Genomic DNA, 24,506 nt, shown 5'->3' with positions numbered 1-24,506 from the left:
AAAAATTATTTTCCGTCCTGCATTGCAAAAACACTTTTTAACAAAGGTGTTGTTCTTGCATTGATATTATTTCGGATGTCTTTTTCTTCAACGGCAATCATTTTGAAAACACCAGACAAGGCTTGTGTTGTCGTATAGTCAGTCAAATCAGGATTAACCTTTTTTACTAACGGAATTGTATTGTATTTTGTAATAATCTTTGTCCAGACAACATCGGCACCTACTTTTTCAAACGAATTTTTAATCACTGGATTAAATTTTCCGTATAAAGCTGTTGTTGTGCTGTTTTGCAAATAACTTGTTGCAGCGCTGTCGTTGCCTAACAAAATATTTTTAGCATCTGTAAAAGTCATATTCTTTACAGCCGAAACAAATATTGGAGTGGCTTCTTTTACTGCATCTTCAGCAGCACGATTCAGCATTTTAACACCCTCATCGGCCAATGAACTAAGACCTATTTTTCGTAAAGTAGCATCTACTTTTTGTAATTCGGCCGGCATTAAAATTTTTACAGCCTCATTTTTATAAAAACCATCAACAGCAGTTAATTTACTAACTTGTTGAGTAATTCCTTTATTTAGAGCTTCTTTTAATCCAGAAGCAATATCTACACCACCCACTCCTGGTATTTGCGAAGATAATTGTGGTAACTGATTTAATGTTTGTTGTACCTGAGCACAAGAGGTTAGAGAAAATGTAACGGCTAATAATAAAATCTTTTTCATGTTTGGGGTTTTACAAGTTTCAAAAATACTACTTATTCAAAAACAAAGCCACAATTTTATTTTAGGTGCAGAAACAATTTGTTTCATTATTAACTTTTTTTGAGTTGCGGAGATTCTGATTTGCGGAGATTCTCAAATTTTTTAGAATATAGAGGAAAGAAGAAAGAATATAGAAGTAAGATTCAAGGATAACTTATATAGCTTTGCGGAGATTATCCGTTTAGTATAATGAAAAATGAGAAAAATAGAAAGTTCTAAAGATCAATTTTTCCTTTTTCGCCATTCCTGAATTGCGCGTTCAAAAAATAATTTGATTTCTTTTTTTTTACCTTCTACATTAAGCTTAAAGGTATTTCCATTTTTTGTTGTAACAAGAAGGTAGGGGCAATAGGTTGCTCCAGCTTTATAAATGGTGTCAATTTTTGAAATATCGCGATAGTAAGCAAAGACTATTTCATTTTTTGTTGGATCTCTTTTATCAATCCAATAAGATGCCAGTCTTTTATTAGTAAAGAAATTTCCAGCATATTTTATTTTAAATTCACTATAGAATTGATAGATAGTTTCATTATCATCAAGTATTTTCAGGCTTTTTATATATTGAATATCTTCTTTACTTAATGTTCTGTGATTTTCAATCTTGTTACAAGAGAAGAATAGGAATACGATAATAAACAAAAATTTTGGCATAACTTTATTTTTTAAAATCGTCACACAAATCACTTCGATATCAATTCAATTTGCTCATCCGTTGCGTCAACGTGAACAGATATTTCGCGGTATTTCCATTCTCCTTTTTTTTCTGCAACCACAAATAAAGTGGCTTTTCCTTTAGGGCCTTTGATCGGAATTTGTAAATCACAGTTTCCAACCTCATTGTTTATACTGATATTTCCACTCACCAGTCCGTCATTCTCAATAGGACTTCCTAGAATTTTATTCATGTATTTATCGTTTTGCACTATGGTCATCGCGCCTTTATAGGAATCAGAATCTTTCATCATCGAAGTGGCTCCAAAGAATATTGCGGCTATAAATAATCCAAAAAGCACTAAAAGGCTTAAACATCCGGTTGGCACAAACCATTTCCAGTTTCTGTCCCACCAATTTTTTTTAATTTCCTGGTAATTATCGTCCATAAAAAAGGGTAATTTTAGATTTGATTTTAGGTTAGAAAGATATTGTTTTTCTTTCAAATTCTAAATCAAAATTCTAAAATTACCCTGAGTCTAAAAAAGTTTTTTATTAATTGCTTACTACCGTTTCATCAGGAAGAAGACTTTTATTTAAATCACCATCTCTGTCATAAACATCCTGAAAAAAGCTTACTTGACCTGATTCGTTTACCCATGTTGTAAAATAAGTAATGTAAATTGGCACTTTGCTAGGCAATTTAAAAGTTGTTTCCGCGCTACCATCCATCGCCTGATCAATTCTGTCAGTTGTCCATTCCGGATAATCTTTCAGCATTGCAATAGCAAGTTCTTTTGCTTTGTTAACATTAATACAACCGTGGCTAAAAGTTCTTTGTTCAAAATCAAACAAGGTTTTTGCAGGCGTATCGTGCATGTAAATATCATCTGGATTTGGAAAAATAAATTTTACTAAACCTAATGAGTTATCAGGACCTGGTTTTTGTCTTACCTGACCATTTACCATTTCCATATTGTGTTCTGCCAAATAATTAGGATCAGAAGCTATTTTCATTTTCAATTCATTTTCAACAATACTTTGAGGAACTGTCCAATAAGGGCTAAAAACTACTTTATCAATATTTCCACTGAAAATTTTAGTTTTAGTTAAAGGAGCTCCAACAAAAACTTTTGACACCAATTCGATTTTTCCATTTTTAACATAAACTAATTCGAAAGAAGGAACATTAACCATAATATATTCTGTGTCGGTTAATAGCGTTGGATAAATCTCTTTGCAACGTTCCATGTTAAGGCTGATCTTTTTAATTTTTTCCTGTATCGATTCGTTCATGTCTTTAATGTTGGCTTCAGAAATAATGTAATTTGGTTTTAAACCATTACGTAGTTTATATTTCATTACGCCATCCATAAGTTCCTGATCATAAAAATCACTTTTCGAGTCATTTTGTAAATCTCCCATCACAAATAACCTATTTCTAATCTGAGCAACTGTAACTGATTTTGCATCAGGTCTAATATTTTTATAAGGAGTTTCTACAGTTATAGGTGTCCAGGTATTATCTTGTTCTATTTTTTTATATTTTTTGAGAACATCCTGAAGCTTGTTGTATTGATCAAATTTTACGACTTTATTTTTATCCATTATAGGTTTTGCCACTGTAGAAGAAGATAAAGTGTCGCCAGAAACTTTTTTCTTAGGCAACAACCATTCTGATCTTTTAACTGTTTCAATATCAACTCCATTAAAAGCCTTATTGGCATATATAATGTAAGCTGCACTCAATAACATATCAGAATCGGTTTTTGAAGGTTTTTCTGTAGTTTGTTTATTGAAAATCTGATCAATTTCATTTTTATACGGAAACTCAATTTGTATGCCTTCATAACCAGCGTTATTCAATTTTGAATACAATAAAAGTCCGTATTGCGTTATTTTTCCATTTTCATACCAGATAGTTCCGTACGATCTGTTTTTGTACAAAGAGATAACATCACTTTGATATTTTTTCAAGTCAGCATATCTTTTGAAAAAATCGGTTAAAAGTTCACTGTCTACTACATCATCATTTTTAGCAGAAGTGTAATTATTAGACAAAGTTTCCTTTTTGTTTAAATCATTTTTGTCAAGGCTATTAAAAGATGAAATAAAGAAACTTGTAACTAAAATTATGGCGATTGGATATAATGTTTTCATTTTATTTTAAATTTTTACGTTATTGCTTGAATAAGTAAGTTTTGGTAAAAATTTGGGGCTTTTCTACGATGTAAAATTACTTTAGGATGCTGGTAAACACGTTGTTAGATTATATTTTAATGTTGCGAAATTGCCATGTCTTGTAGGTTTATATATACTATATCAGTCAGGGACTCAAATTGTTACCCTATTCTATTAAAAAAAACTATTCTTTTTTTTGTTAACATAAAGCCAGGGAGAGAATCAAATATTAAAATAATTTGTAAATTGCTCCCTTAAAATTATCATATTCATAAAATGGAACAACAAATACCATATATTCCTAAAAATAAAGTAAGAATTGTTACTGCAGCTTCTCTTTTTGACGGACACGATGCCGCAATTAATATTATGCGTCGAATTATTCAGTCAACAGGCGTGGAGGTAATTCATTTAGGTCACGACAGAAGCGTTGAAGAAGTGGTAAATACCGCTATTCAGGAAGATGCAAATGCCATTGCAATGACATCATATCAGGGTGGGCATAATGAATACTTTAAATATATGTATGACTTGCTTCACGAAAAAGGAGCGGGACACATCAAGATTTTTGGTGGAGGTGGAGGAGTAATTCTGCCAAGCGAAATTTCTGAATTACATGAATATGGTATTACCAGAATTTATTCTCCGGATGATGGCCGTTCTTTAGGTTTGCAGGGAATGATTAATGATTTAGTACAACGTGCCGATTATCCAATAGGAGATAAATTAAATGGAGAAATTGACCATATCGAAAATAAAGTTCCAACAGCAATTGCACGTTTGATATCGGCTGCTGAAAATTTTCCGGAGATTGCAAAACCGGTTTTCGATCAGATTCATACTAATAATGCCAATTCTAAAATTCCGGTTCTTGGAATTACAGGAACTGGTGGTGCCGGAAAATCATCTTTGGTTGACGAGTTAGTTCGTCGATTTTTGATTGATTTCCCGGAAAAAACAATCGGATTGATTTCTGTCGATCCTTCCAAAAGAAAAACCGGAGGAGCACTTTTAGGAGACAGAATCCGTATGAATGCGATTAATAATCCTCGTGTTTATATGCGTTCATTGGCTACACGTCAGTCGAATTTGGCTTTATCTAAATATGTTGCCGAAGCGATTCAGGTTTTAAAAGCTGCAAAATACGATTTGATTATTCTTGAAACTTCAGGAATTGGGCAGTCTGATACCGAGATTATGGATCATTCTGACGTATCCTTATATGTAATGACACCAGAGTTTGGAGCTGCAACACAATTAGAGAAAATCGACATGCTTGATTTTGCTGATTTGGTGGCTTTGAATAAGTTTGATAAAAGAGGCGCTTTAGACGCGATCCGTGACGTTAAGAAACAATACCAGCGCAATCATAATTTATGGGATAAAAATCCGGATGAAATGCCAGTTTTCGGAACCATTGCTTCACAGTTTAATGATCCGGGAATGAACACGCTTTATAAAGCGATCATGGATAAAATTGTCGAAAAAACGGATTCAGATTTAAAATCGACTTTCGAAATTACGCGCGAAATGAGCGAGAAAATCTTCGTGATTCCGCCACACAGAACGCGTTATTTATCTGAAATTGCAGAGAGCAACAGAAGTTATGATGAAATCGCACTTTCGCAACAAAAAGTAGCACAGAAACTATACGGAATCTTCAAAACGATAGAATCCGTTTCTGGGAAAATTCCACAAATCAATAAAGCAGGAATCGATGATTCGACTGTTTTACCAAGCGGAATTCAGGAATACGACGAAAACAGAATCTTTTTAAACCTTTTACTAAATCAGTTTGATAAAGTAAAAATGGACTTAGATCCTTACAATTGGGAAATTATCCTGAATTGGGATGATAAAGTAAACAAATACAAAAATCCGGTTTACTCGTTTAAAGTTCGTGACAAAGAAATTAAAATTGCGACACATACAGAGAGTTTATCGCATTTGCAAATTCCAAAAATAGCTTTACCTAAATACGAAGCCTGGGGTGATATTTTACGTTGGAGTTTACAGGAAAATGTTCCTGGAGAATTTCCGTTCGCTTCAGGATTATATCCTTTTAAACGTGAAGGCGAAGATCCGTCAAGAATGTTTGCTGGAGAAGGCGGACCAGAAAGAACCAACAAGCGTTTTCATTATGTGAGCGCAGGATTGCCGGCAAAACGTCTTTCGACGGCTTTTGACAGTGTTACTTTATACGGAAATGATCCAGATTTACGTCCGGATATTTACGGAAAAATTGGAAATGCAGGAGTTTCGATTTGTTGTCTTGATGATGCTAAAAAACTGTATTCAGGTTTCGACCTAGTTCATGCTTTAACATCTGTAAGTATGACCATCAATGGACCGGCGCCAATGTTGCTAGGTTTCTTTATGAATGCGGCGATTGATCAACAATGTGAATATTACATCAAATCAAACGATTTAGAAAAAGAAGTTGAAGCTAAAATCAACAAAATATACAAAGAAAAAGGAACGGAACGCCCGAAATACCAAGGCGATTTGCCGGAAGGAAACAACGGTTTAGGATTAATGCTTTTGGGTGTTACCGGAGACGAAGTTTTGCCTTTGGATGTTTATAACGAAATTAAAGTCAAAACATTATCGCAAGTTCGTGGTACAGTTCAGGCCGATATTTTAAAAGAAGATCAGGCGCAAAACACTTGTATTTTCTCAACCGAATTTGCTTTGAGATTAATGGGAGACGTTCAGGAATATTTTATTACCAAAAACGTTCGTAATTTCTATTCTGTTTCGATTTCTGGTTATCATATTGCAGAGGCGGGAGCGAACCCAATTACGCAATTGGCTTTCACGCTTTCTAATGGTTTCACTTACGTGGAATATTATTTGAGCCGTGGAATGAGCATCAACGATTTTGGACCGAATTTATCGTTCTTTTTCTCGAATGGAGTAGATCCTGAATATTCAGTAATTGGTCGTGTGGCGCGTAAAATTTGGGCGAAAGCCATGAAAAATAAATACGGAGCCAATGAAAGAGCACAGATGTTGAAATACCATATTCAGACTTCCGGACGTTCATTACACGCTCAGGAAATTGATTTCAATGATATTAGAACGACTTTACAGGCTTTATATGCGATTTACGATAACTGTAATTCATTGCATACGAATGCTTACGATGAAGCTATTACAACACCAACAGAGGAGTCAGTACGTCGTGCCATGGCGATTCAGTTGATCATCAATAAAGAATTAGGTTTGGCGAAAAACGAAAACCCAATTCAGGGATCGTTTATTATCGAAGAACTAACAGATTTGGTAGAAGCAGCTGTTTTACAGGAATTTGACAGAATCACAGAAAGAGGTGGAGTTTTAGGTGCCATGGAAACCATGTACCAACGTTCTAAAATTCAGGAAGAAAGTTTGTATTACGAAACCTTAAAACACAACGGAGATTTCCCAATTGTGGGTGTAAATACGTTCTTGAGTTCAAAAGGTTCTCCAACGGTAATTCCGGCAGAAGTAATTCGCGCCACCGAAGAAGAAAAACAATATCAAATTACGATGCTGGATAACTTACACCAATTCCACGAAGCAAAAGTAAACGAGCATTTAAACAAACTACAGGAAGCAGCCATTAAAAACGAAAACTTATTCGATCATTTAATGGAAGCTACTAAGGTTTGTTCTTTGGGTCAGATTACTTCAGCTTTGTTTGAAGTGGGTGGGCAGTATAGAAGGAATATGTAGAATCTTTTGGATTTTATTTTATGGAAAAACCTCTCAGAAATGAGAGGTTTTTTTGTGGGGTAAATTAAATTTTAAAATTATTGTTTTCCATTAGAAAACTTATATTTTGAAATAGTTTTTTGTAATATTTTCCCCCGCTAGCGCGAGCGTCCCGCTCGTGCCCACAAAGTAATGCACGAGCGGGACGCTCGCGCCAGCCAATGGGATTTAGGTCAGGATATAAGAAATATGAGTACTCCAAGCGGAGTGAGTAAAAATATAACTAAAGGGAATGCCTCCGCTAGCGCGAGCGTCCCGCTCGTGCCCACAAAGTAATGCACGAGCGAGACGCTCGCGCCAGCCAATGGCGGCGTTTGCTTCAGGCTGAAAAAGATAAAATCGAATATTTAGAAAAGTTGCTCAAAGGAAAATAATTTCCTCCAGAAGTTTATTCATAAAAAGCATCAGCCACGGTTGGTGCTTTTCTATTTTAATGCAAATGTTTCAGAGCATTATTGTATATTTAAAATCAAATCGTGAAGTTATAATGAGTATTGTACTGGAAAATAAAGGAATCCAAACAGATTATTTTTATGTGCCGCCTTTTGTTTTACAAGAAGGTGAAGTTGTTGTTTTGTTTTTATATAATGGAGGTTATTATTATGATACAGAGGTATTTCTCAGGGATATTTTTTGCGGTAAAATCAAGCACGAAAATGTGATCCTGAATCGAAAAATGAGTTTTGTTGATTATTTTCGAAGATCATACTTTAGAGATACTTTTTTTCCTCTAACAGTTGGAAGATATCTTAAGAAAAATGCAGATCTTAAAAGTCCTTTTTCTAATAAAATATATGAAGATGAATGTATTAAAAAAGAAACCAAAATAGAGAAGTTGCCCGGAACTCTAAGAAAGCTTTTAAGTTTATATGTGACGCTTTCAAAAACAAAAGATATAGTATTTGACTTAGCAGGACTTGATCCGCAAGGAGCTGAGTTTACTTTTAAGATAGTAAAAGATGCAGTAAAAGAAGGAGGTTCAGCGATTCTGCTCGATCATTTTGAGGATATGAAAGATCATGCATCAAAATACATTGAGGTAGAATGGAATAAGGATATGTTACCTCCTCTAAAAGAATTTAAATTAAACTTATACAAAAAATAATTAGAGACTGCTTCGGTTTAAGGTTGATGGACAATATAGAAGTAACATGTGAATTTTACTATTTTATAGATTTAGAAAACCTCTCAGAAATGAGAGGTTTTTTTGTTTAAAAATTTAAGTAATAAAATATAAATCAACATTCATACTTGAGATTTCCAAGAGTATTTAAACTGCTTAGAGTTATAATAAAAAAGTTAGTATTAAAATGTCTGATATTAATGTTTTTTTAGTCTTTTGGTGTTAGGTGTTTGTTTTGTAGAGTGATAAATTGGTTTTAATTCTAGGATAAAATAAAATTGTATTTATGGAAATGGTAATAATAGATGATTTTAATATTATGTTATTTATATGGCAGATATTATGTCTTATATTTTGGATAGCAGTAATATATTTATTGTATAAAATTTATAAAAAAAATAAATAGATTTTAACTTAAAAAAATGGGAATGCACTTTCCCATTTTTGCTTTTACTTATTGCAATTAAAATGTTATTTCATTAGACTTTCTCCCGATTGCGCGAGCGTCCGCTCGTGCACGCAAAGTTTGGAATATAGAAAAAACATGCAATTTTTATTTTTTAATTATATAGAAAACCTCTCAGCAATGAGAGGTTTTTTCTATTTTAGTGTCATGAAAAATACCATCTATTCTATTCTGTTTCTTTTTGTTACGGTTTTTGGTTATACTCAGGATAAGGTATTACAAACGGGAGTTATTATAGATTCGATTAAAATTGCAAATACTCCAACAGAATCCTATGCAATATATTTTCCTAAAAAATATGATGGTAAAACCTCTTTGGCAGTGGTATTTATTTTTGAACCAGCCGGTAGAGGTAAAAAAGGAATAGCACCCTTTATTCTGGCTGCAGAAATGTATAATTATATTTTGGTATGCTCGAATACTTCAAGAAATGGATCAACCCAAACTAATGTTGCTATTGCCAATAGATTATTTGATGATGTATTGCAAACCTGTGCTATTGATAGTTCACAACTTTATATAGCAGGTTTTTCAGGTGGTGCAAGATTAGCAAGTTTTTTTGGGATATCAACTGGCGTTTTCCAGGGAGTTATTGCTTGTGGCGCTTCTTTTAATGGTATGGATAAGTTTATACCTCCTGCTAATAATTTCTCCTATCTAGGTATGATTGGAAATAAGGATATGAATTACCTGGAAATGATCGAAAATAAACATTGGCTGGATAACGCGAAGATTGTAAACACACTATTTATTTCGCATGAAAACCATGTCTGGCCTAAACAATCTGAAATGCTTCGGGCATTTGACTGGTTGGAAATTCAGGCCTATAGAAAAAACATAAGGCCAAAGAACGATACAATTCTTAAAAGAATTTACAATACCAATTTACGAATAGCCGATAGTTTAAAAGCGAATAAAGAAATGGTTCTTTCGGTAAATGCCTGTGAAAAGGGAATTACTTTTTTTAATACAAATGAAGACAATCTTCTAAGAGCTAAGATTGCCGAAATCAAAAAATCGAAAGAATATAAAGATGAAATAGGAAAAATGGAGAAGATAAAGGTTTTGGAAAATGAACTTTTAGATAAACTATCGCTTCGCTTTGACCAGGAATTAAAATCGGCAAAGAGTACTAGTAACTTTAAGTTTTGGAAATCTGAAATTAAGAATCTGAAAGTTATGAAATTAGATGACAAAAATCCTTTAGCCCAAAATATGGCGATTAGGGTATTAGATTGGTTTCAGGTTTCGGTTTATGAAACTGGGCAGGAATATAAAAGAAACCAGCAAAATGACAAATTTACTTATTGCGAAGAATTGTATAAAATTGTTACTGAAACAAACTAAGATAAAAAACTCCTTCTGAACTACCGTTTGGACATAAATATTGCAAATCAATTTTAAACACAAATTTCACCGATTTGCATCAATTTTAATAGTTGGCGTAGTTTATGAAATTAATTTCGCAACCGAAAATTAGTGCCAATTAGTGGAATTAGTGTTTGTTTTATACTTGTGTGCAGACGTTAGCGTTCTGAGAGCTGTTTTTTACAGACATAAAAACATGTCAATATTGTAGATTGTTTATTTCTTCTTAGGTAGTATTTTAGATTTTCGTTTTAGACTTTCAATCAGCGCATCGGCTTTTTCATTTTGAGAAATAAATCGCAAAGATTCTGCATAACGGTAATAATACATCGGTTCAAGATCGTATGTCATAGCAAACAACTCGCCATACCATTTTGCTGCTTTATCCAGATTACAAATTGCATACGATGAATTTCCAAGTTTCTGAAACAGATCTATGGACTTATAACCTTTTGCGGCAACTTTTTCATAAGTTTTTGTTACATCAACATAAGCGTATTTCTCGCCTATTTTATCGGTTACGTAGTTTTCATTTTGAGCAGAAAGCTCTAAACAAAAAATAGTTAAGAGTAATAAAATGGCCTGTTTTTTTTTCATGCGCCTATGAGATTATAAATAACGTAGTGGTACAAATGTATTTAAAACTATTGATGTTTTATTTGTTTAACGGTTAAACGTGAATTTAACTATCATAATAACAGTTTGTTATGATGGTAATAACAAAACGTAAAAATCGTATTATATTGTGTAGGTAAAATAAAATAACAAAAAAAAAGCAGCTCCTGGAACGAGCTGCTTTTAACTTTTTGGGCAAAAAGAGTGATTAACGACGAAATGCAGGACTTTCGTTTACAGATTCATCTAATGCAATTTTCTTTACTTTCTTAGCTACAACTTTTATTTCATGTTTAGCAACTTTACCGCTTTCTTTTACTTCTAAAACGTAAGTTCCGGCTGGAAAACCTTCTAAACTTATTGTTTTTGAAATTTCTAATTTGTCTGCAGCAGAATCTCCACTGTATACCAAATTATTACTTTCATCATAAATAGAAAAAATTGATTTTTCTACGGTGTTTAAAGTAAAACTAACTACTTTTCCGTTTCCGGTAATTATATTTAAAATATAATCTCCTTTTCCATCAATTGCGTAGGTAAAAATTGTTGTTAGAAATAAGGCAACAACTAAGCCCATTTGGGTAAATTTTGTCATGTCTTTTTTAATTGTTTTTAAATTGTTTAATACTAAATAGTGGAACGGTAAAACTAGCAAAAAAATTTAATTTTGTGCAAAAAAATACCGTTTTCAAACGGATAAGTTGCTGAATTAAAGATGTTTCTATGTTTTTCTTAAACTATGTACGTAAAAACCTAAAGATTGGATGTTTTTTTGCTGCTTTTTTTAAAAGTGTAAAAACCAGACTTTTAAAATTATTAAGAATAGTTTTTCAAAAATATCAGAGAAAGGAATTTTTCTAAAAATAAGGCACAAAAAAACAGCTCAATAACCACAAAGAGCTGTTTTAAAACAATTACGTTTTTATTTTTCTAACTATCTAACCTCATTTTTATACTTTATAATAGTATAACTTTTTAGCGTGTTGCAACGCTTGTATTTTTGTTGTAGAAACCTGCTTTGTAAACTGATGAAACTGCTTTTTTTGATAAAACAGAAGTTTCATCAGTAATAATAATTTCATGTTTTACTTTTTTTACATTATCTTCAACTTCCAGATAGTAAGTTCCTTCCGGAAATTCTTCTAAGCTAAAAGTTCTCAAAATTCCATCTTTACCTGAAGCATTTTCAGAATAAATTAGATTACCATCTTTGTCATAAATAGCCAAGCTTGCCTTTTTCACCTGATTAAGGGCAAATGTGATCAGCTTTCCATTTGTTTTTAAAACATGAAGGTTAAAATCTTCATTCCCGTCGATTGCATAAGTACTCATTCCTGTGAAAAGCACCGCACATACTAAACTTAATTTTAAAATCTTTTTCATGGCATTAGTTTTTAAATTAATAGTTCTAATTCTCTGATGCTAAATTACTTAAGTTGTAGGGTTTTTTACACAACTCTATTCTCCAATTTAGATGCTGTATTCTCATTTACGAAACCGTTATAGGTTAAAAATTGAATTATTTTTATCGTTTTAGTTAATTCACTTATTATTTTTTAATGTTTTTCCTTCTTTAACTAAATGTAAAATCTTCTGTATTTCTTACAAAAAGTTACTTTAAAATTAACCGCAAGGAATGCCAGGTTTTTATATTTCAAGCTTTATAAAAACGAAAAAGTTTGCAAAGCTTTATCAATAAAACTTTGCGAACTTTGCATAATTCTTTGCGAACTTTGCGTTAAGTAGGAAACAAAAAAAACAGCTCAATAACCACAAAGAGCTGTTTATAAACAATCACGTTTTTACTTTACTAACTATCTAACCTCATTTTTATACTTTATGAGAGTATAAACTTTTTTAGCGTACTGCTACGCTTGTATTTTTTGCAGCATCTTTATATACTGATGAAATTGCTTTTGATGATAAAACCGAAGCATCATCAGTAATTGTAATTTCATGTCTCACTTTTTTCACACTGTCTTCTACTTCTAAGATGTAAGTTCCTTCTGGAAATTCTTCGAAGCTGAAAGTTCTTAAGATTCCATCTTTACCAGAAGCATTTTCAGAATATAGTACAGAACCATCTTTGTCATAAATAGTTAGAGTTGCTTTCTTAACCTGGTTAAGTGCAAAAGTCACTAGTTTTCCATTTCCTTTTAATACATGAAGGTTAAAATCTTCATTCCCGTCAATTGCATAAGTACTCATTCCTGTGAAAAGCACTGCACATACTAAACTCAATTTTAAAATCTTTTTCATGGCATTAGTTTTTTAATTAATAGTTCTAATTCTCTGATGCTAAATTACTTCTCATTTACGTTTTTCAGCACAACTCTATTTTCCAATTTCGATGCTGTATTCTCATTTACGAAACCGTTATAGGTTAAAATTTGAATTATTTTTAGCGTTTTAGCAAAATAGCCTATTATTTTTCAACGTTTTGTAGTGTTTAATAAAATGTAAAATTATCTGTATTTCTTACAAAAAGGTTGGCTTTGAGATTTAACTGCAAAGTGCGCAAGGTTTTTTTTATATACCGGATTTTATACAAACGAAAAGTTCGCAAAGCTTTATCAATAAAACTTTGCGAACTTTGAGTAACTCTTTGCGAACTTTGCGGTTAAGTACGAAACAAAAAAAAACAGCTCAATAACCACAAAGAGCTGTTTTTAAAACTTTTCAGTTTTTAAACTTTACTAACTATCTAACCTCATTTTTATACTTTATGAGAGTATAAACTTTTTTAGCGTACTGCTACGCTTGTATTTTTTGCAGAAGAATCTGCTTTATAAACTGATGAAACTGCTTTTGATGATAAAAATGAAGAATCATCAGTAACTGTAATTTCATGTTTTACTTTTTTTGAATTGTCTTCAACTTCTAAGATATAAGTTCCAGCTGGAAATTCTTCGAAGCTAAAAGTTCTTAAAATTCCATCTTGACCTGTAGCTTTTTCAAAATAAAGTACAGAACCATCTTTATCATATATAGTTAAACTTGCTTTTTTAACCTGGTTAAGAGCAAAAGTTACTGTTTTACCGTTTCCGTTTCCTTTTAATACATGAAGGTTTAAATCGTCATTACCATCAATTGCATAAGTGCTCATTCCTGTAAAAAGTACTGCACATACTAAACTTAATTTTAAAATCTTTTTCATAATCATTATTGCTTTAAATTATTAGTTCCTTTTTCTGATGCTAAATTACTTCAGTGGTTGCTTTTTTTTCACAACTCTATTTGCCGATTTATGTGCTATATTCTCATTTACGAAACCGTTATAGGTTAAAATTTGAATTATTAGAGGTGTTTTGGTTAATTCGGTCGTTATTTTTCAATGATTTTTTATTTTTTAACATTTTTCAAATATTCTAACATTCTTACAAAAATGCTTTATACATATAAAAACAGGAGATTAAATACGATATATTGAAAAAATCTGTCATAAAAATACGGGTCTGAAAAAAAATAGCGAAATCAGCACTTTTTTGACTTACAAGCAGAGTAGGAAATCGTGATAAATTCTCAGTTGCGAAACCGTTATAGGTTAAAATATGAATTATTTTAGGTATTTTTGTTAAATTTGCTATTATAATTTAAAGATATTATCATGAAGACTATAGCCCCAGCTCTTGAAGTGATATCAAACTCATACGGAAGTTCTTTTACCTACACTAAACACGCCGAAAAGACCAATAGTAAAGCTCATTTATGGCATTATCATCCCGAAATTGAGTTGGTTTATATTAACGGTGGGGCAGGAAAAAGACAGATAGGAAGCCATGTTTCTTATTATACGAATGGTAGTTTGATGCTGATAGGTGCTAATTTACCTCATTGCGGTTTTACCAATGAGTTGACAGGAAATATAAATGAAACTGTTATTCATATTAAACCTGAATTTTTAGGGAATGACTTTTTTGTAGCTCCGGAGATGCGAAGAGTTCAAAATATTTTGACACAGTCTAAAGGAGGAATTGCTTTTGGAGGTAAAACTAAAAAGCAAATTGGAGAGAAAATTGAAAAGATGGAAAACCAGCTTCCGTTTCAACGTTTGCTAACTCTTTTAAGTATTTTAGATGAACTTGAAGCATCAGAAGAATACACGGTTCTTAATGCAGATGGTTTCTCACTAGAATTGAACACGCAGGATAATGACCGAATGAAAATGATTTTTAATTTTGTGAAAGATCATTTTCAGGAATCAATTGCTATCGATGAAGTTTCTAGCATGGTTAGTATGACGACACCATCATTTTGCAGGTATTTCAAGAAAATTTCGAATAAAACATTTACTGAATTTGTCAATGAATATCGTTTGGTGCATGCTTCTAAACTTTTGGCAGAGAAACCAATTAGTATTAATGAGGTTTGTTACGAAAGTGGTTTCAATAATTTCAGCCATTTTAGTAAATCATTTAAACAATATACTGGTGTAAGTGCGTCGCAATACCGTCACGAACACAAGATTATAATTAGTTAAGCCATTCTTTTATAAGGTTAAAAAACATATATTTACGTTGTTATTAGTTGCGAATTGTACTAATAATATCGTAAATATTTGCTTTTAATATAACCACCAAATTTATAACTGAATGAATTTATTTAAAAAACCTGCCGTATTTCTTATCATTGGAATTACCTTTTTAAGCTGCACCAAAAAAGAAGCAGCATTTTCAGATCCGTTAATTACGAATCGTGATACTACAATTAGTCCGGCAACGGATTTTTTTAATTATGCCAATAATGGCTGGTTTAAAAAACATCCAATTGCAAATACAGACAGTAGTAATGGTATCATGAGAAATGTTGTTGATACAATCAACGCACAAATTAAAAGTATTTGCGAAAAAGCAGCAAAAGATGAATCTGCCGTCAAAGGAAGCAACAAGCAAAAAATTGGTGATTTTTATGCTTCAGGAATGGATACTGTTGCCATTGAAAAAGCAGGTTTGTCTCCACTAAATTCCGAAATCCAAAAAATAAATGAAATTACCAATGTGGATGGCATTGTAAATACAATTGCCCATCTACATACGGTAGGATTAACTCCGGTTTTTTCATTTGATGTTTATCAGGATGATAAAATAAGTACAAAATATGCATTGTACTTTTCACAAGATGGTCTTGGTATGGGACAGCGGGATTTTTACCTCGAATCAGATAAAAGAAACACAGAAATAAGAACAGCTTATACATCACATCTTAAAACGATGATGCGATTTATGGGAGAAGATGAATCGGTTGCGGGAAAAAGCGCAGCAACTGTTCTAAAATTGGAAACTGAATTAGCAAAATCATCGAGAAAATTAGAATTGCTTCGTGATCCTGCAAAGAACTACAACAAACTTACAGTTGATCAGTTTAATGCACTTACACCAAATATTGACTGGAAAAAAGTGCTTCCTATTTTAGGAATAGCAAAAGCTGATACTGTTATTGTTGGTCAGCCGGAATTTTTTAAGGCATTTAACAGCACTTTAAAAAATTACACAATCGAGGAATGGAAGACCTATTTAAAATGGAATCTCATCAATTCTTATGCGCCATATTTAAATGCCGCAATAGAAAAAGAGAATTTCAAATTTTATTCTACTGTAATGATTGGTGTCTCAACTCAAAAGCCTCGATGGAAAAGAGTAGTGGGAAAAACAGATCAGTATCTGGGAGAATTGGTTGGTCAGGTTTATGTTACTGATTATATGCCAAAAGGTGTGAAAGAAAAACTATTGGAAGTTGGTAATAATATTCGCGATGTATTCGCTTCTCACATCAAAAAATTAGATTGGATGAGTGAAGCCACTAAGCAAAAGGCATTGCATAAACTGAGTAAAATTGTAATGAAATTAGGCTATCCTGATAAATGGAAAGACATGAGTTCCTTAGTAATAGACAGAAAATCGTATTGTAGAAATGTAATGCAAACCAAAATTTGGGAATATAAATATATGATTAACAAATTTGGCAAACCTGTTGACAGAAACGAATGGATCATGCAGCCACAAACGTATAATGCCTATTATAATCCGAGTAATAATGAAATTGTTATTCCGGCTTGTAATATTATAGTGCCAGGTTATGAAGGTCGTTTACCAGACGATGCTATATTATATGGTGTAATTGGTGGTTCTTTCTTCGGACATGAAATTACACACGGATTTGATGATCAGGGAAGTCAATATGATGAAAAAGGAAATCTGAATAATTGGTGGACAGCAGAAGATTTGAAAAAATTTAAAGCTAAAACCAAATTGATTGTTTCGCAATACAATAAATTTACAATTCTTGGTAAAAATGTAAACGGAGAAGCTACTCAGGGTGAAAATATTGCCGATTTAGGTGGAGTGGTTATGGGCTACGAAGCGTTTCAAAAAACCGAGCAATATAAAAAGAATGAAAAAATAAGTGGACTAACTCCTGATCAGCGTTATTTTCTGGCGTATGCTTATTCGTGGATGGTAAACAGAAGAGATGAATCAAAAATTAATCTAATTACAACCGATGTCCATTCTCCGGAACAATTTAGAGTAAACGGACCAGTAAGTAATATTCCTGAATTTTACAAAGCATTCAATGTCAAAGAGGGAGATAAAATGTATCAGCCAGATAATTTGCGTGTCACAATCTGGTAGAAAAATAAATATTCATAAAGTAAAAACCATTCGTGACAGCGAATGGTTTTTTATTGCCACAGATTTTAACTGTTTTTTGCCATGAATTTCATTAATTAATTTTAGTATCGTCTGAGATAAAAAAGATACAGATTTGAAATGATTGTAAAGATTAAGTAAAACAATTTAATTCGTGAAAATTCGTGGAAACCTTTAATAATCTATATAATCATTTTTATCTGTGGCAAAAAAAATATAGGTAATAGTACCAATAAAAAACGGGTCGGATTTTTCATATAATTTATTCGGAAAAAAGTATATTTACAATCCCTAATCAAAAAAAGATCAATATGAAAAACCTTAAAATTTTAGTATTTACAGCTTTTTTGTGTATCTCGTCTCTGAGTTATGCGGCAAAAGTTGATACTTTACAAATTGCCAGTACAGCGATGAGCAAAACCTACAAAGCTGCAGTTGTATTGCCAAATTCTTATGCAAAAAGCAAATCGGCATTTCCTGTTATGTATTTGCTTCACGGTGCTTATGGGCATTTTAGTGATTGGTTGAAAAACACACCCAATAAAAAATTAGTTCAGGGATTATCTGATCAATACAATATAATTATTGTAATGCCTGAAGGCGAGACTTTTAGTTTTTATCTGGATAGTCCGGTAAATAAAGAAAGTCAGTTTGAGACATTCATTACACAAGAAGTTATTCAGAAAGTAGATAAAACATACAGAACAATTAGCAATAGAAACGGAAGAGTAATTACCGGCCTTTCGATGGGTGGACACGGTGCACTTTATTTATCAGCCAAGCATCCGGATTTATTTTGTGCGGCCGGAAGCATGAGCGGAGCAGTAGATATGAGTACAATGTTAAATCGCGAATCATCAGCCCAGGTTGTCAAATTAATGCAGCCTGTTTTTGGAGATAAAAGCGACAGCTCAGAAATGTATGCAAAATATGCTGTTATGAATATGCTAGATAGAATAAAGGAAAATAAATTGCCTTTAATTATCGATTGTGGTGTTGATGATTTTTTAATAGAGCCAAATCGTGAATTGCACCGAAGATTAGTTTATAATAAAGTAGAACACGATTATACGGAACGCCCAGGAGCGCATACATGGGATTATTGGGAGAACTCGCTTCCGTATCATGCCTTATTTTTTAATAAAATACTCCTTAAAAATCAGCTTGTTGCTAAAAAATAATTATTTTTTTTGCAAAGAGAAGACCAAATTATTTTTTTGGTTTGGTTTTTGGGAGTACCTTTATATATAAAACCTTTAAAAATAAAATTGTTATGAAAAAGATACTTACCCTTTTTGCACTTGTTGGATTAATTGTATTTTCAAGCTGTGAAGGACCAGAAGGGCCTCCGGGACAAGATGGATTACTGGCAGAAGCTTTTGAAATTAAAAATGTTAATTTGACTAGAATTACAAATACTCATTATGAGTATGCTAATAACTTTAAACCATTTGTTGGAGGTAATTTGTTTGATGATGAAACTGTTTTAATCTATAGATTAACAGATTTAACTAACTCAGGTGCTCCAGTCTGGCAGCTAATACCAAAAACAACTAATTATGACAATGGAGATGTTGCTGATTATTTCTTTGATTTTAGTAAAGAGGATTTTGTGATTTCAGTTATAGCTTCTTTTAATTTGGCTACACAAACAGATTTGATAAATAATCAAACTTACAGAGTTGTAATTATTCCTTCGGCTTTAGCTAAATCAGTTACTAATAAGAATAATTATTTAGAAGTGATGAACACTTTGAAATTAAATGAAAGTGAAATAAAAACAGTTAAGTTCTAATCTTAGAAATAAGTAATAAAAAAAGGAGATCATTTGATCTCCTTTTTTTTATTACTATATGTTCCGAAAAATTAATCCAGATCTAAATCTGTAAGTTCTTTCTCTTTTCCAAATTTAAGAGAAACCAAAATCCCCACTAAAAGCGAAAGTGCAATAAATCCTAATGAAGCCCATTCAGGAACAATAAAGAAATCGTGTAGAAGCATTTTTAATCCAACAAAGGCTAAAATAGCAACTAAGCTGTATTCTAAATAGCTGAATTTTGCCAGCATATTGGCAAGGAAAAAGTACATAGAACGTAATCCAAGAATCGCAAAAATATTAGAACTAAAAACTAAAAACGGATCAGAAGTAATTGCCAGAATTGCCGGAACACTGTCTACAGCAAAAAGCACATCCATAACCTCAATAACAATTAAAGCTACAAATAAAGGCGTTGCGGCTCTTTTTGCAGTTTTGGTTGAAATGAAAAAATTCTCTCCATCCATTTCAGCTGTAATCGGAATAACTTTTCCTAATGCTTTGTATACGAAAGAATCTTTTGGATGAAAATCTTCATCTTCGCCAGAAAACAACATTTTTACAGCGGTAAAAAGAAGGAATAAACCAAATATATAAGTAGTCCAGGTGAATTTATTGATTAACATTACTCCAAAGAAAATCATTAAACCACGGAAAACGATTGCTCCTAAAATTCCCCAGAATAAAACGCGATGCTGGTATTTTTGCGGAATCTTAAACGAAGCAAAAATAATAGCGATCACAAATATATTATCAACACTCAATGAAAGTTCAATTAAATAACCTGTGATAAACTTCATGGAAGCAACAGCAGGTTTCAATTGATCCGGATTTGCGATATAATCTGTAGTATATAGCCAATAAATAACTCCTGAAAATGCAAATGATAGTGTCACCCAAATCAAGGTCCATTTACTTGCTTCTTTGGTACTTATAATGTGAGGTGTTTTGTTAAAAACGCCCAAATCTAAAGCAAGAATAATTATGACGGCTAATAAAAATAAAATCCAGACCATTATGATATTTTTTAAATGATTTACAAAGATAAGTTTTGCAGTTTAACTTAAAAATTAAATTATTAGAAAATTACCTTCAAAATTTAGAAACCTAACAGGTTTTAAAAACCTGTTAGGTTTGAGTTAGTCATAATATTATTATATAAAAAAAGTGCCATCAATAAAGATGGCACTTTGAATATAATTTGAGCTTTGAATTATATCGCTGATTTTACAGTTTTGATAATTCTAGCAGCAATTTTGTATGGATCACCGTTTGAAGCTGGTCTTCTGTCTTCAAGATATCCTTTCCATCCTTTTTGAACGGTATATAAAGGAATTCTGATTGAAGCTCCTCTATCAGATACTCCATAAGAGAAATCGTGAATAGAAGCAGTTTCATGTTTACCAGTTAAACGTTGGTCGTTGTAAGCTCCGTAAACTGCAATGTGTTCTGCAACAACAGGACGGAAAGCTTCGCATATTTTTTCGTAAGTTTCTTTAGAACCACATGTTCTTAAGATCTCGTTAGAGAAGTTAGCATGCATACCAGAACCATTCCAGTCTGTATCACCAAGTGGTTTTGGGTGATATTCTATATAGTAACCATATTTTTCAGTCAAACGATCTAATAAGTAACGAGCAACCCAAATTTCGTCTCCGGCTTTTTTAGCACCTTTAGCGAATAATTGGAATTCCCATTGTCCGCAAGCAACCTCTTGGTTAATACCCTCAAAGTTAAGTCCGGCAGCGATACATAAGTCAGCATGTTCTTCTACTAATTTTCTTCCGTGAGTGTTTTTTCCACCTACAGAGCAGTAGTACATACCTTGTGGAGCAGGATATCCTCCAACAGGGAAACCTAATGGCAATAAAGTTTTAGTATCCATGATGAAATATTCTTGTTCGAAACCAAACCAAAAATCATCATTATCATCATCAATTGTAGCTCTACCGTTAGAAGGATGTGGTGTTCCGTCAGCATACATAACTTCTGACATTACAATGTAACCGTTGATACGAGTTGGATCTGGGTAAATCGCAACAGGAACCAATAGACAGTCTGAAGATCCACCTTCAGCTTGTTTTGTTGACGAACCATCAAATGACCAATTTCCAAGTTCTTCTAATGTTCCTTTGAAATTTTCGTGCTCTTCAACTTTAGTTTTACTTCTAAGATTTTGAGTTGGTTCATATCCATCTAACCAAATGTACTCTAACTTAATTTTAGCCATAATAATATAAATTTATTTTTTTGTTTTTTTCGCTGGGTCAAATATAGATTTATTTTTTTAGTCCTAAAAATTAGGGGGCTATTTTGTTTTACGGACTATTATTTTTTAGAGAAGCGCAATTTAGATGGGGGTATATTTTTAAAAAAGCAATTTTTAACACTATAAAAAAATAAATTCGTAATAATTACGGAAGTTTTTTGAATTTATGAGTTAAGGAATTATGAAAAAATGTTTATTTAATGAATAATACCGGGGTATTTTGTTACATTTCTTTAAAATGAATTAATTATTCTTTGAAAAAACGACCTTCTATTGAAATATTACCACATAAATTTCTAAAATATATCTTTTAAACAGGCTGTTTTATTGTTTATATTTGTTCCTCTTTTTTTAATGAAAATTAGTACGAATCTTTAAACTTATATACATGTCAACATTACGTTTCCAAGCTTTAAAAGAAGCTTCTACAAGAAAGCCAGTACATTTTGAAGAAATTGATAGAAAGTCTAACATTTTTGGTTCAAATGTATTTAATGAGAAAGCAATGAAGCAGTACTTAACTTCAGATGCTTTAAAAGGAGTTAGAGATGCCATCCAGCACGGAACTAAAATAGACAGAAAATTGGCAGATTATATCGCCATGGGAATGAAAGAATGGGCTTTGGCCAAAGGTGTTACACATTATACGCACTGGTTTCAGCCACTTACAGGAACAACAGCAGAAAAACATGATGCTTTTTTTGAAACATCTTATGACGGAAGTGATCCTGTAGAAAAATTTGGCGGAGCACAATTGGTTCAACAGGAGCCTGATGCATCAAGTTTCCCAAATGGCGGAATCAGAAATACTTTTGAAGCCAGAGGTTATACGGCCTGGGATCCAACATCTCCAGCGTTTATATATGGTACAACTTTATGTATTCCAACCGTTTTTATTGCTTACACAGGCGAAGCTTTAGATAATAAAATTCCGTTATTAAGAGCATTATCTGCAATGGATGAAGCAGCGACGGAAGTATGTCGCTATTTTGATAAAAATGTAAAAAAGGTAACCGCAACTTTGGGTTGGGAACAAGAATACTTTCTTATTGATAAAGCCTTGGCTAATTCGCGTCCGGATTTAATGATGACAGGAAGAACCTTATTAGGACACACCTCTGCAAAAGGACAACAATTAGATGATCATTATTTTGGATCTATTCCTACTCGTGCTCTAACATATATGAGAGATTTAGAGCAGGAATGTATGTTATTGGGAATCCCGGTGAAAACACGTCATAATGAGGTAGCACCAAACCAATTTGAGTTAGCTCCCATTTTTGAAGAAACAAATCTTGCTGTAGATCATAATTCCTTATTAATGGATGTGATGCAAAGAGTAGCAGAACGTCATGATTTTAAAGTGTTATTCCACGAAAAGCCTTTTAAAGGTGTAAACGGTTCAGGAAAACACAACAACTGGTCACTGGCAACCGATACTGGAGTTAATTTATTGAGTCCGAGTAAAACACCAATGAGTAATTTACAATTCTTGACTTTCTTTATTAATACCATTAAAGCGGTTAACGATTACGAAACTTTGTTAAGAGCTTCTATCGCAACAGCAAGTAATGATCACAGGTTAGGAGCCAATGAGGCGCCGCCGGCTATTATTTCTGTTTTTATTGGAGCACAATTAACTAAGGTTTTATCAGAATTAGAAAGTGTAACAACAGGAAAATTATCTCCTGAAGAAAAAACCGATTTAAAACTGAATGTTGTGGGGAAAATTCCGGACGTTCTTTTAGACAATACAGACAGAAACAGAACTTCGCCTTTTGCTTTTACAGGAAATAAATTTGAGTTCAGAGCGGTTGGTTCCAATGCAAACTGTTCTAATGCAATGACTACTTTAAACGCAATTGTCGCTAAACAATTGAAAGATTTTAAAATAGAAGTTGATAATTTGATTGACTCTAAAGACATGAAAAAAGATGACGCCATCTTTAATGTTTTGAGAGAATATATCAAACAATCTAAAAAAATACTTTTTGAAGGTGACGGTTATAGCGATGCCTGGGAAAAAGAAGCAGCGAAAAGAGGTTTGAGTAATTTTAAAACTACACCTGAAGCTATTAAAGCGAAAGTTTCTAAACAAGCATTGGATTTATTCGCCGAAATGGGAATTCTAAATCATGTTGAAGCTGAAGCGCGTTATGAGATAGAATTAGAGGAATATACGAAGAAGATTCAGATTGAGGGAAGAGTTTTAGGAGACATTGCCAGAAATCATGTTATTCCGACAGCGATTCGTTACCAAAATACATTAATCGAAAACGTAAAAGGTTTAAAAGAAATCTTCGGAAAAGAATTCGAAACCATTGCCAAAGAGCAAATTGTTTTGATTAAAGAAATTTCAGGTCATATTGAAGGAATCAATTCTAAAGTATTGGCGATGACAAATGAAAGAAAGAAAGCCAATCAATTGACTGATGCTCAAAAAATGGCAGAAGTTTACTGTAATAATGTAAAACCTTATTTTGAAGATATTCGTAATCACTGCGATAAATTAGAATTATTAGTTGACGACGAAAGCTGGACATTAACTAAATACAGAGAATTGTTATTTACAAAGTAACATTTACAAAACATTCAATTAAAGCCTGTCTCAAAAAGACGGGCTTTTTTTGTGATTATGTTAAAATAAGCGTTCTGCTGTACCAATTTTAACAATTGTTTGGCTTTAAATGTAAGGAAATTGTAAGAAGTAGTTTTTTTCTTACTATCAAAAAAAACGAAACAAGCAGTTCATCGAGATAGTTTCACATTTCATCGAAAAGACATTAAGATCTTGTAAAATAGGTATTTATACCTGATTCGAATTTCGATAAGTTTTCTAATTTTGAATAT

19 protein-coding genes are annotated in these 24,506 nt (G+C 32.5%); 8 read left to right on the top strand and 11 right to left on the bottom strand.

The features are described from left to right. Positions 1–5 precede the first annotated feature (5 nt). From B0A65_RS13935 to B0A65_RS13920, 4 genes are all read right to left on the bottom strand, one after another. Positions 6–725, bottom strand: a complete 720-nt coding sequence (locus B0A65_RS13935; protein WP_074656688.1) for a DUF4197 domain-containing protein — start codon at positions 723–725, stop codon at positions 6–8. 261 nt (positions 726–986) lie between these two features. Beyond that, positions 987–1,439, bottom strand: coding sequence for a hypothetical protein (locus B0A65_RS13930; RefSeq protein ID WP_123890353.1), 453 nt, complete (start codon positions 1,437–1,439; stop codon positions 987–989). A gap of 5 nt (positions 1,440–1,444) precedes the next feature. After that, positions 1,445–1,864: a cytochrome c oxidase assembly factor Coa1 family protein gene (locus B0A65_RS13925; protein ID WP_074656694.1), complete on the bottom strand. Its 420-nt coding sequence runs from the start codon at positions 1,862–1,864 to the stop codon at positions 1,445–1,447. A 106-nt stretch (positions 1,865–1,970) separates the two neighbouring features. Then, complete coding sequence (locus tag B0A65_RS13920) at positions 1,971–3,575, bottom strand: L,D-transpeptidase family protein (RefSeq protein WP_074656696.1); 1,605 nt, start codon at positions 3,573–3,575, stop codon at positions 1,971–1,973. Between the two features lie 297 nt (positions 3,576–3,872). On the opposite strand from B0A65_RS13920, the gene B0A65_RS13915 reads away from it, so the two are divergent. The 3 genes from B0A65_RS13915 (at position 3,873) to B0A65_RS13905 (ending at position 10,288) form a co-directional block, all read left to right on the top strand. Further along, a complete protein-coding gene (locus B0A65_RS13915; RefSeq protein WP_074656699.1) occupies positions 3,873–7,313 on the top strand; it encodes a methylmalonyl-CoA mutase family protein in 3,441 nt (1,146 codons plus the stop codon). 526 nt (positions 7,314–7,839) lie between these two features. Then, positions 7,840–8,457: a hypothetical protein gene (locus B0A65_RS13910; protein ID WP_123890351.1), complete on the top strand. Its 618-nt coding sequence runs from the start codon at positions 7,840–7,842 to the stop codon at positions 8,455–8,457. A 631-nt stretch (positions 8,458–9,088) separates the two neighbouring features. Further along, positions 9,089–10,288 carry a hypothetical protein gene (locus tag B0A65_RS13905; RefSeq protein WP_123890349.1) on the top strand — a complete coding sequence of 400 codons (1,200 nt, stop codon included), beginning with the start codon at positions 9,089–9,091 and terminating at the stop codon, positions 10,286–10,288. A gap of 237 nt (positions 10,289–10,525) precedes the next feature. On the opposite strand, the gene B0A65_RS13900 is transcribed toward B0A65_RS13905, so the two are convergent. The 5 genes from B0A65_RS13900 to B0A65_RS13880 form a co-directional block, all read right to left on the bottom strand. Further along, positions 10,526–10,906, bottom strand: a complete 381-nt coding sequence (locus tag B0A65_RS13900; RefSeq protein WP_074656709.1) for a flagellar motor protein MotB — start codon at positions 10,904–10,906, stop codon at positions 10,526–10,528. A gap of 226 nt (positions 10,907–11,132) precedes the next feature. After that, complete coding sequence (locus B0A65_RS13895) at positions 11,133–11,519, bottom strand: secretion protein (RefSeq protein ID WP_074658273.1); 387 nt, start codon at positions 11,517–11,519, stop codon at positions 11,133–11,135. A 380-nt stretch (positions 11,520–11,899) separates the two neighbouring features. Beyond that, positions 11,900–12,307 carry a T9SS type A sorting domain-containing protein gene (locus tag B0A65_RS13890; RefSeq protein ID WP_074656711.1) on the bottom strand — a complete coding sequence of 136 codons (408 nt, stop codon included), beginning with the start codon at positions 12,305–12,307 and terminating at the stop codon, positions 11,900–11,902. A gap of 474 nt (positions 12,308–12,781) precedes the next feature. Next, complete coding sequence (locus tag B0A65_RS13885; protein WP_074656714.1) at positions 12,782–13,183, bottom strand: secretion protein; 402 nt, start codon at positions 13,181–13,183, stop codon at positions 12,782–12,784. Positions 13,184–13,667: 484 nt separating this feature from the next. Continuing rightward, positions 13,668–14,081 (bottom strand): T9SS type A sorting domain-containing protein, encoded by a 414-nt coding sequence (locus tag B0A65_RS13880; RefSeq protein WP_074658274.1) that lies wholly within the window; start codon positions 14,079–14,081, stop codon positions 13,668–13,670. Between the two features lie 450 nt (positions 14,082–14,531). On the opposite strand from B0A65_RS13880, the gene B0A65_RS13875 reads away from it, so the two are divergent. The 4 genes from B0A65_RS13875 (at position 14,532) to B0A65_RS13860 (ending at position 19,366) form a co-directional block, all read left to right on the top strand. Then, positions 14,532–15,404, top strand: a complete 873-nt coding sequence (locus B0A65_RS13875) for an AraC family transcriptional regulator (protein WP_074656718.1) — start codon at positions 14,532–14,534, stop codon at positions 15,402–15,404. A gap of 112 nt (positions 15,405–15,516) precedes the next feature. After that, on the top strand, positions 15,517–17,553 hold the full coding sequence (locus B0A65_RS13870; protein WP_074656721.1) for a M13 family metallopeptidase: 2,037 nt from the start codon (positions 15,517–15,519) through the stop codon (positions 17,551–17,553). A 329-nt stretch (positions 17,554–17,882) separates the two neighbouring features. Continuing rightward, positions 17,883–18,752, top strand: a complete 870-nt coding sequence (locus tag B0A65_RS13865; RefSeq protein ID WP_074656726.1) for an alpha/beta hydrolase — start codon at positions 17,883–17,885, stop codon at positions 18,750–18,752. Positions 18,753–18,844: 92 nt separating this feature from the next. Further along, positions 18,845–19,366: a hypothetical protein gene (locus tag B0A65_RS13860; RefSeq protein ID WP_074658275.1), complete on the top strand. Its 522-nt coding sequence runs from the start codon at positions 18,845–18,847 to the stop codon at positions 19,364–19,366. A 71-nt stretch (positions 19,367–19,437) separates the two neighbouring features. Here the strand turns inward: B0A65_RS13860 and B0A65_RS13855 are convergent, their stop codons facing one another. Both B0A65_RS13855 and B0A65_RS13850 read right to left on the bottom strand, forming a co-directional pair. Continuing rightward, complete coding sequence (locus tag B0A65_RS13855; protein WP_074656729.1) at positions 19,438–20,406, bottom strand: TerC family protein; 969 nt, start codon at positions 20,404–20,406, stop codon at positions 19,438–19,440. A gap of 194 nt (positions 20,407–20,600) precedes the next feature. Continuing rightward, on the bottom strand, positions 20,601–21,617 hold the full coding sequence (locus B0A65_RS13850; protein ID WP_074656732.1) for a glutamine synthetase beta-grasp domain-containing protein: 1,017 nt from the start codon (positions 21,615–21,617) through the stop codon (positions 20,601–20,603). 427 nt (positions 21,618–22,044) lie between these two features. Here B0A65_RS13850 and B0A65_RS13845 point away from each other — a divergent pair, with 427 nt between their 5' ends. Next, entirely contained in the window at positions 22,045–24,234 is a 2,190-nt protein-coding gene (locus B0A65_RS13845) for a glutamine synthetase III family protein (RefSeq protein ID WP_074656735.1), read from the top strand. Positions 24,235–24,506: the final 272 nt, after the last annotated feature.

Origin of the sequence: Flavobacterium frigidimaris, from assembly GCF_002217275.1 — a bacterium.
GTDB lineage: Bacteria > Bacteroidota > Bacteroidia > Flavobacteriales > Flavobacteriaceae > Flavobacterium > Flavobacterium aquidurense.
The sequence above is the reverse complement of the archived record's forward strand: the minus strand, read 5'-3'. Positions and strand labels throughout refer to the sequence as shown.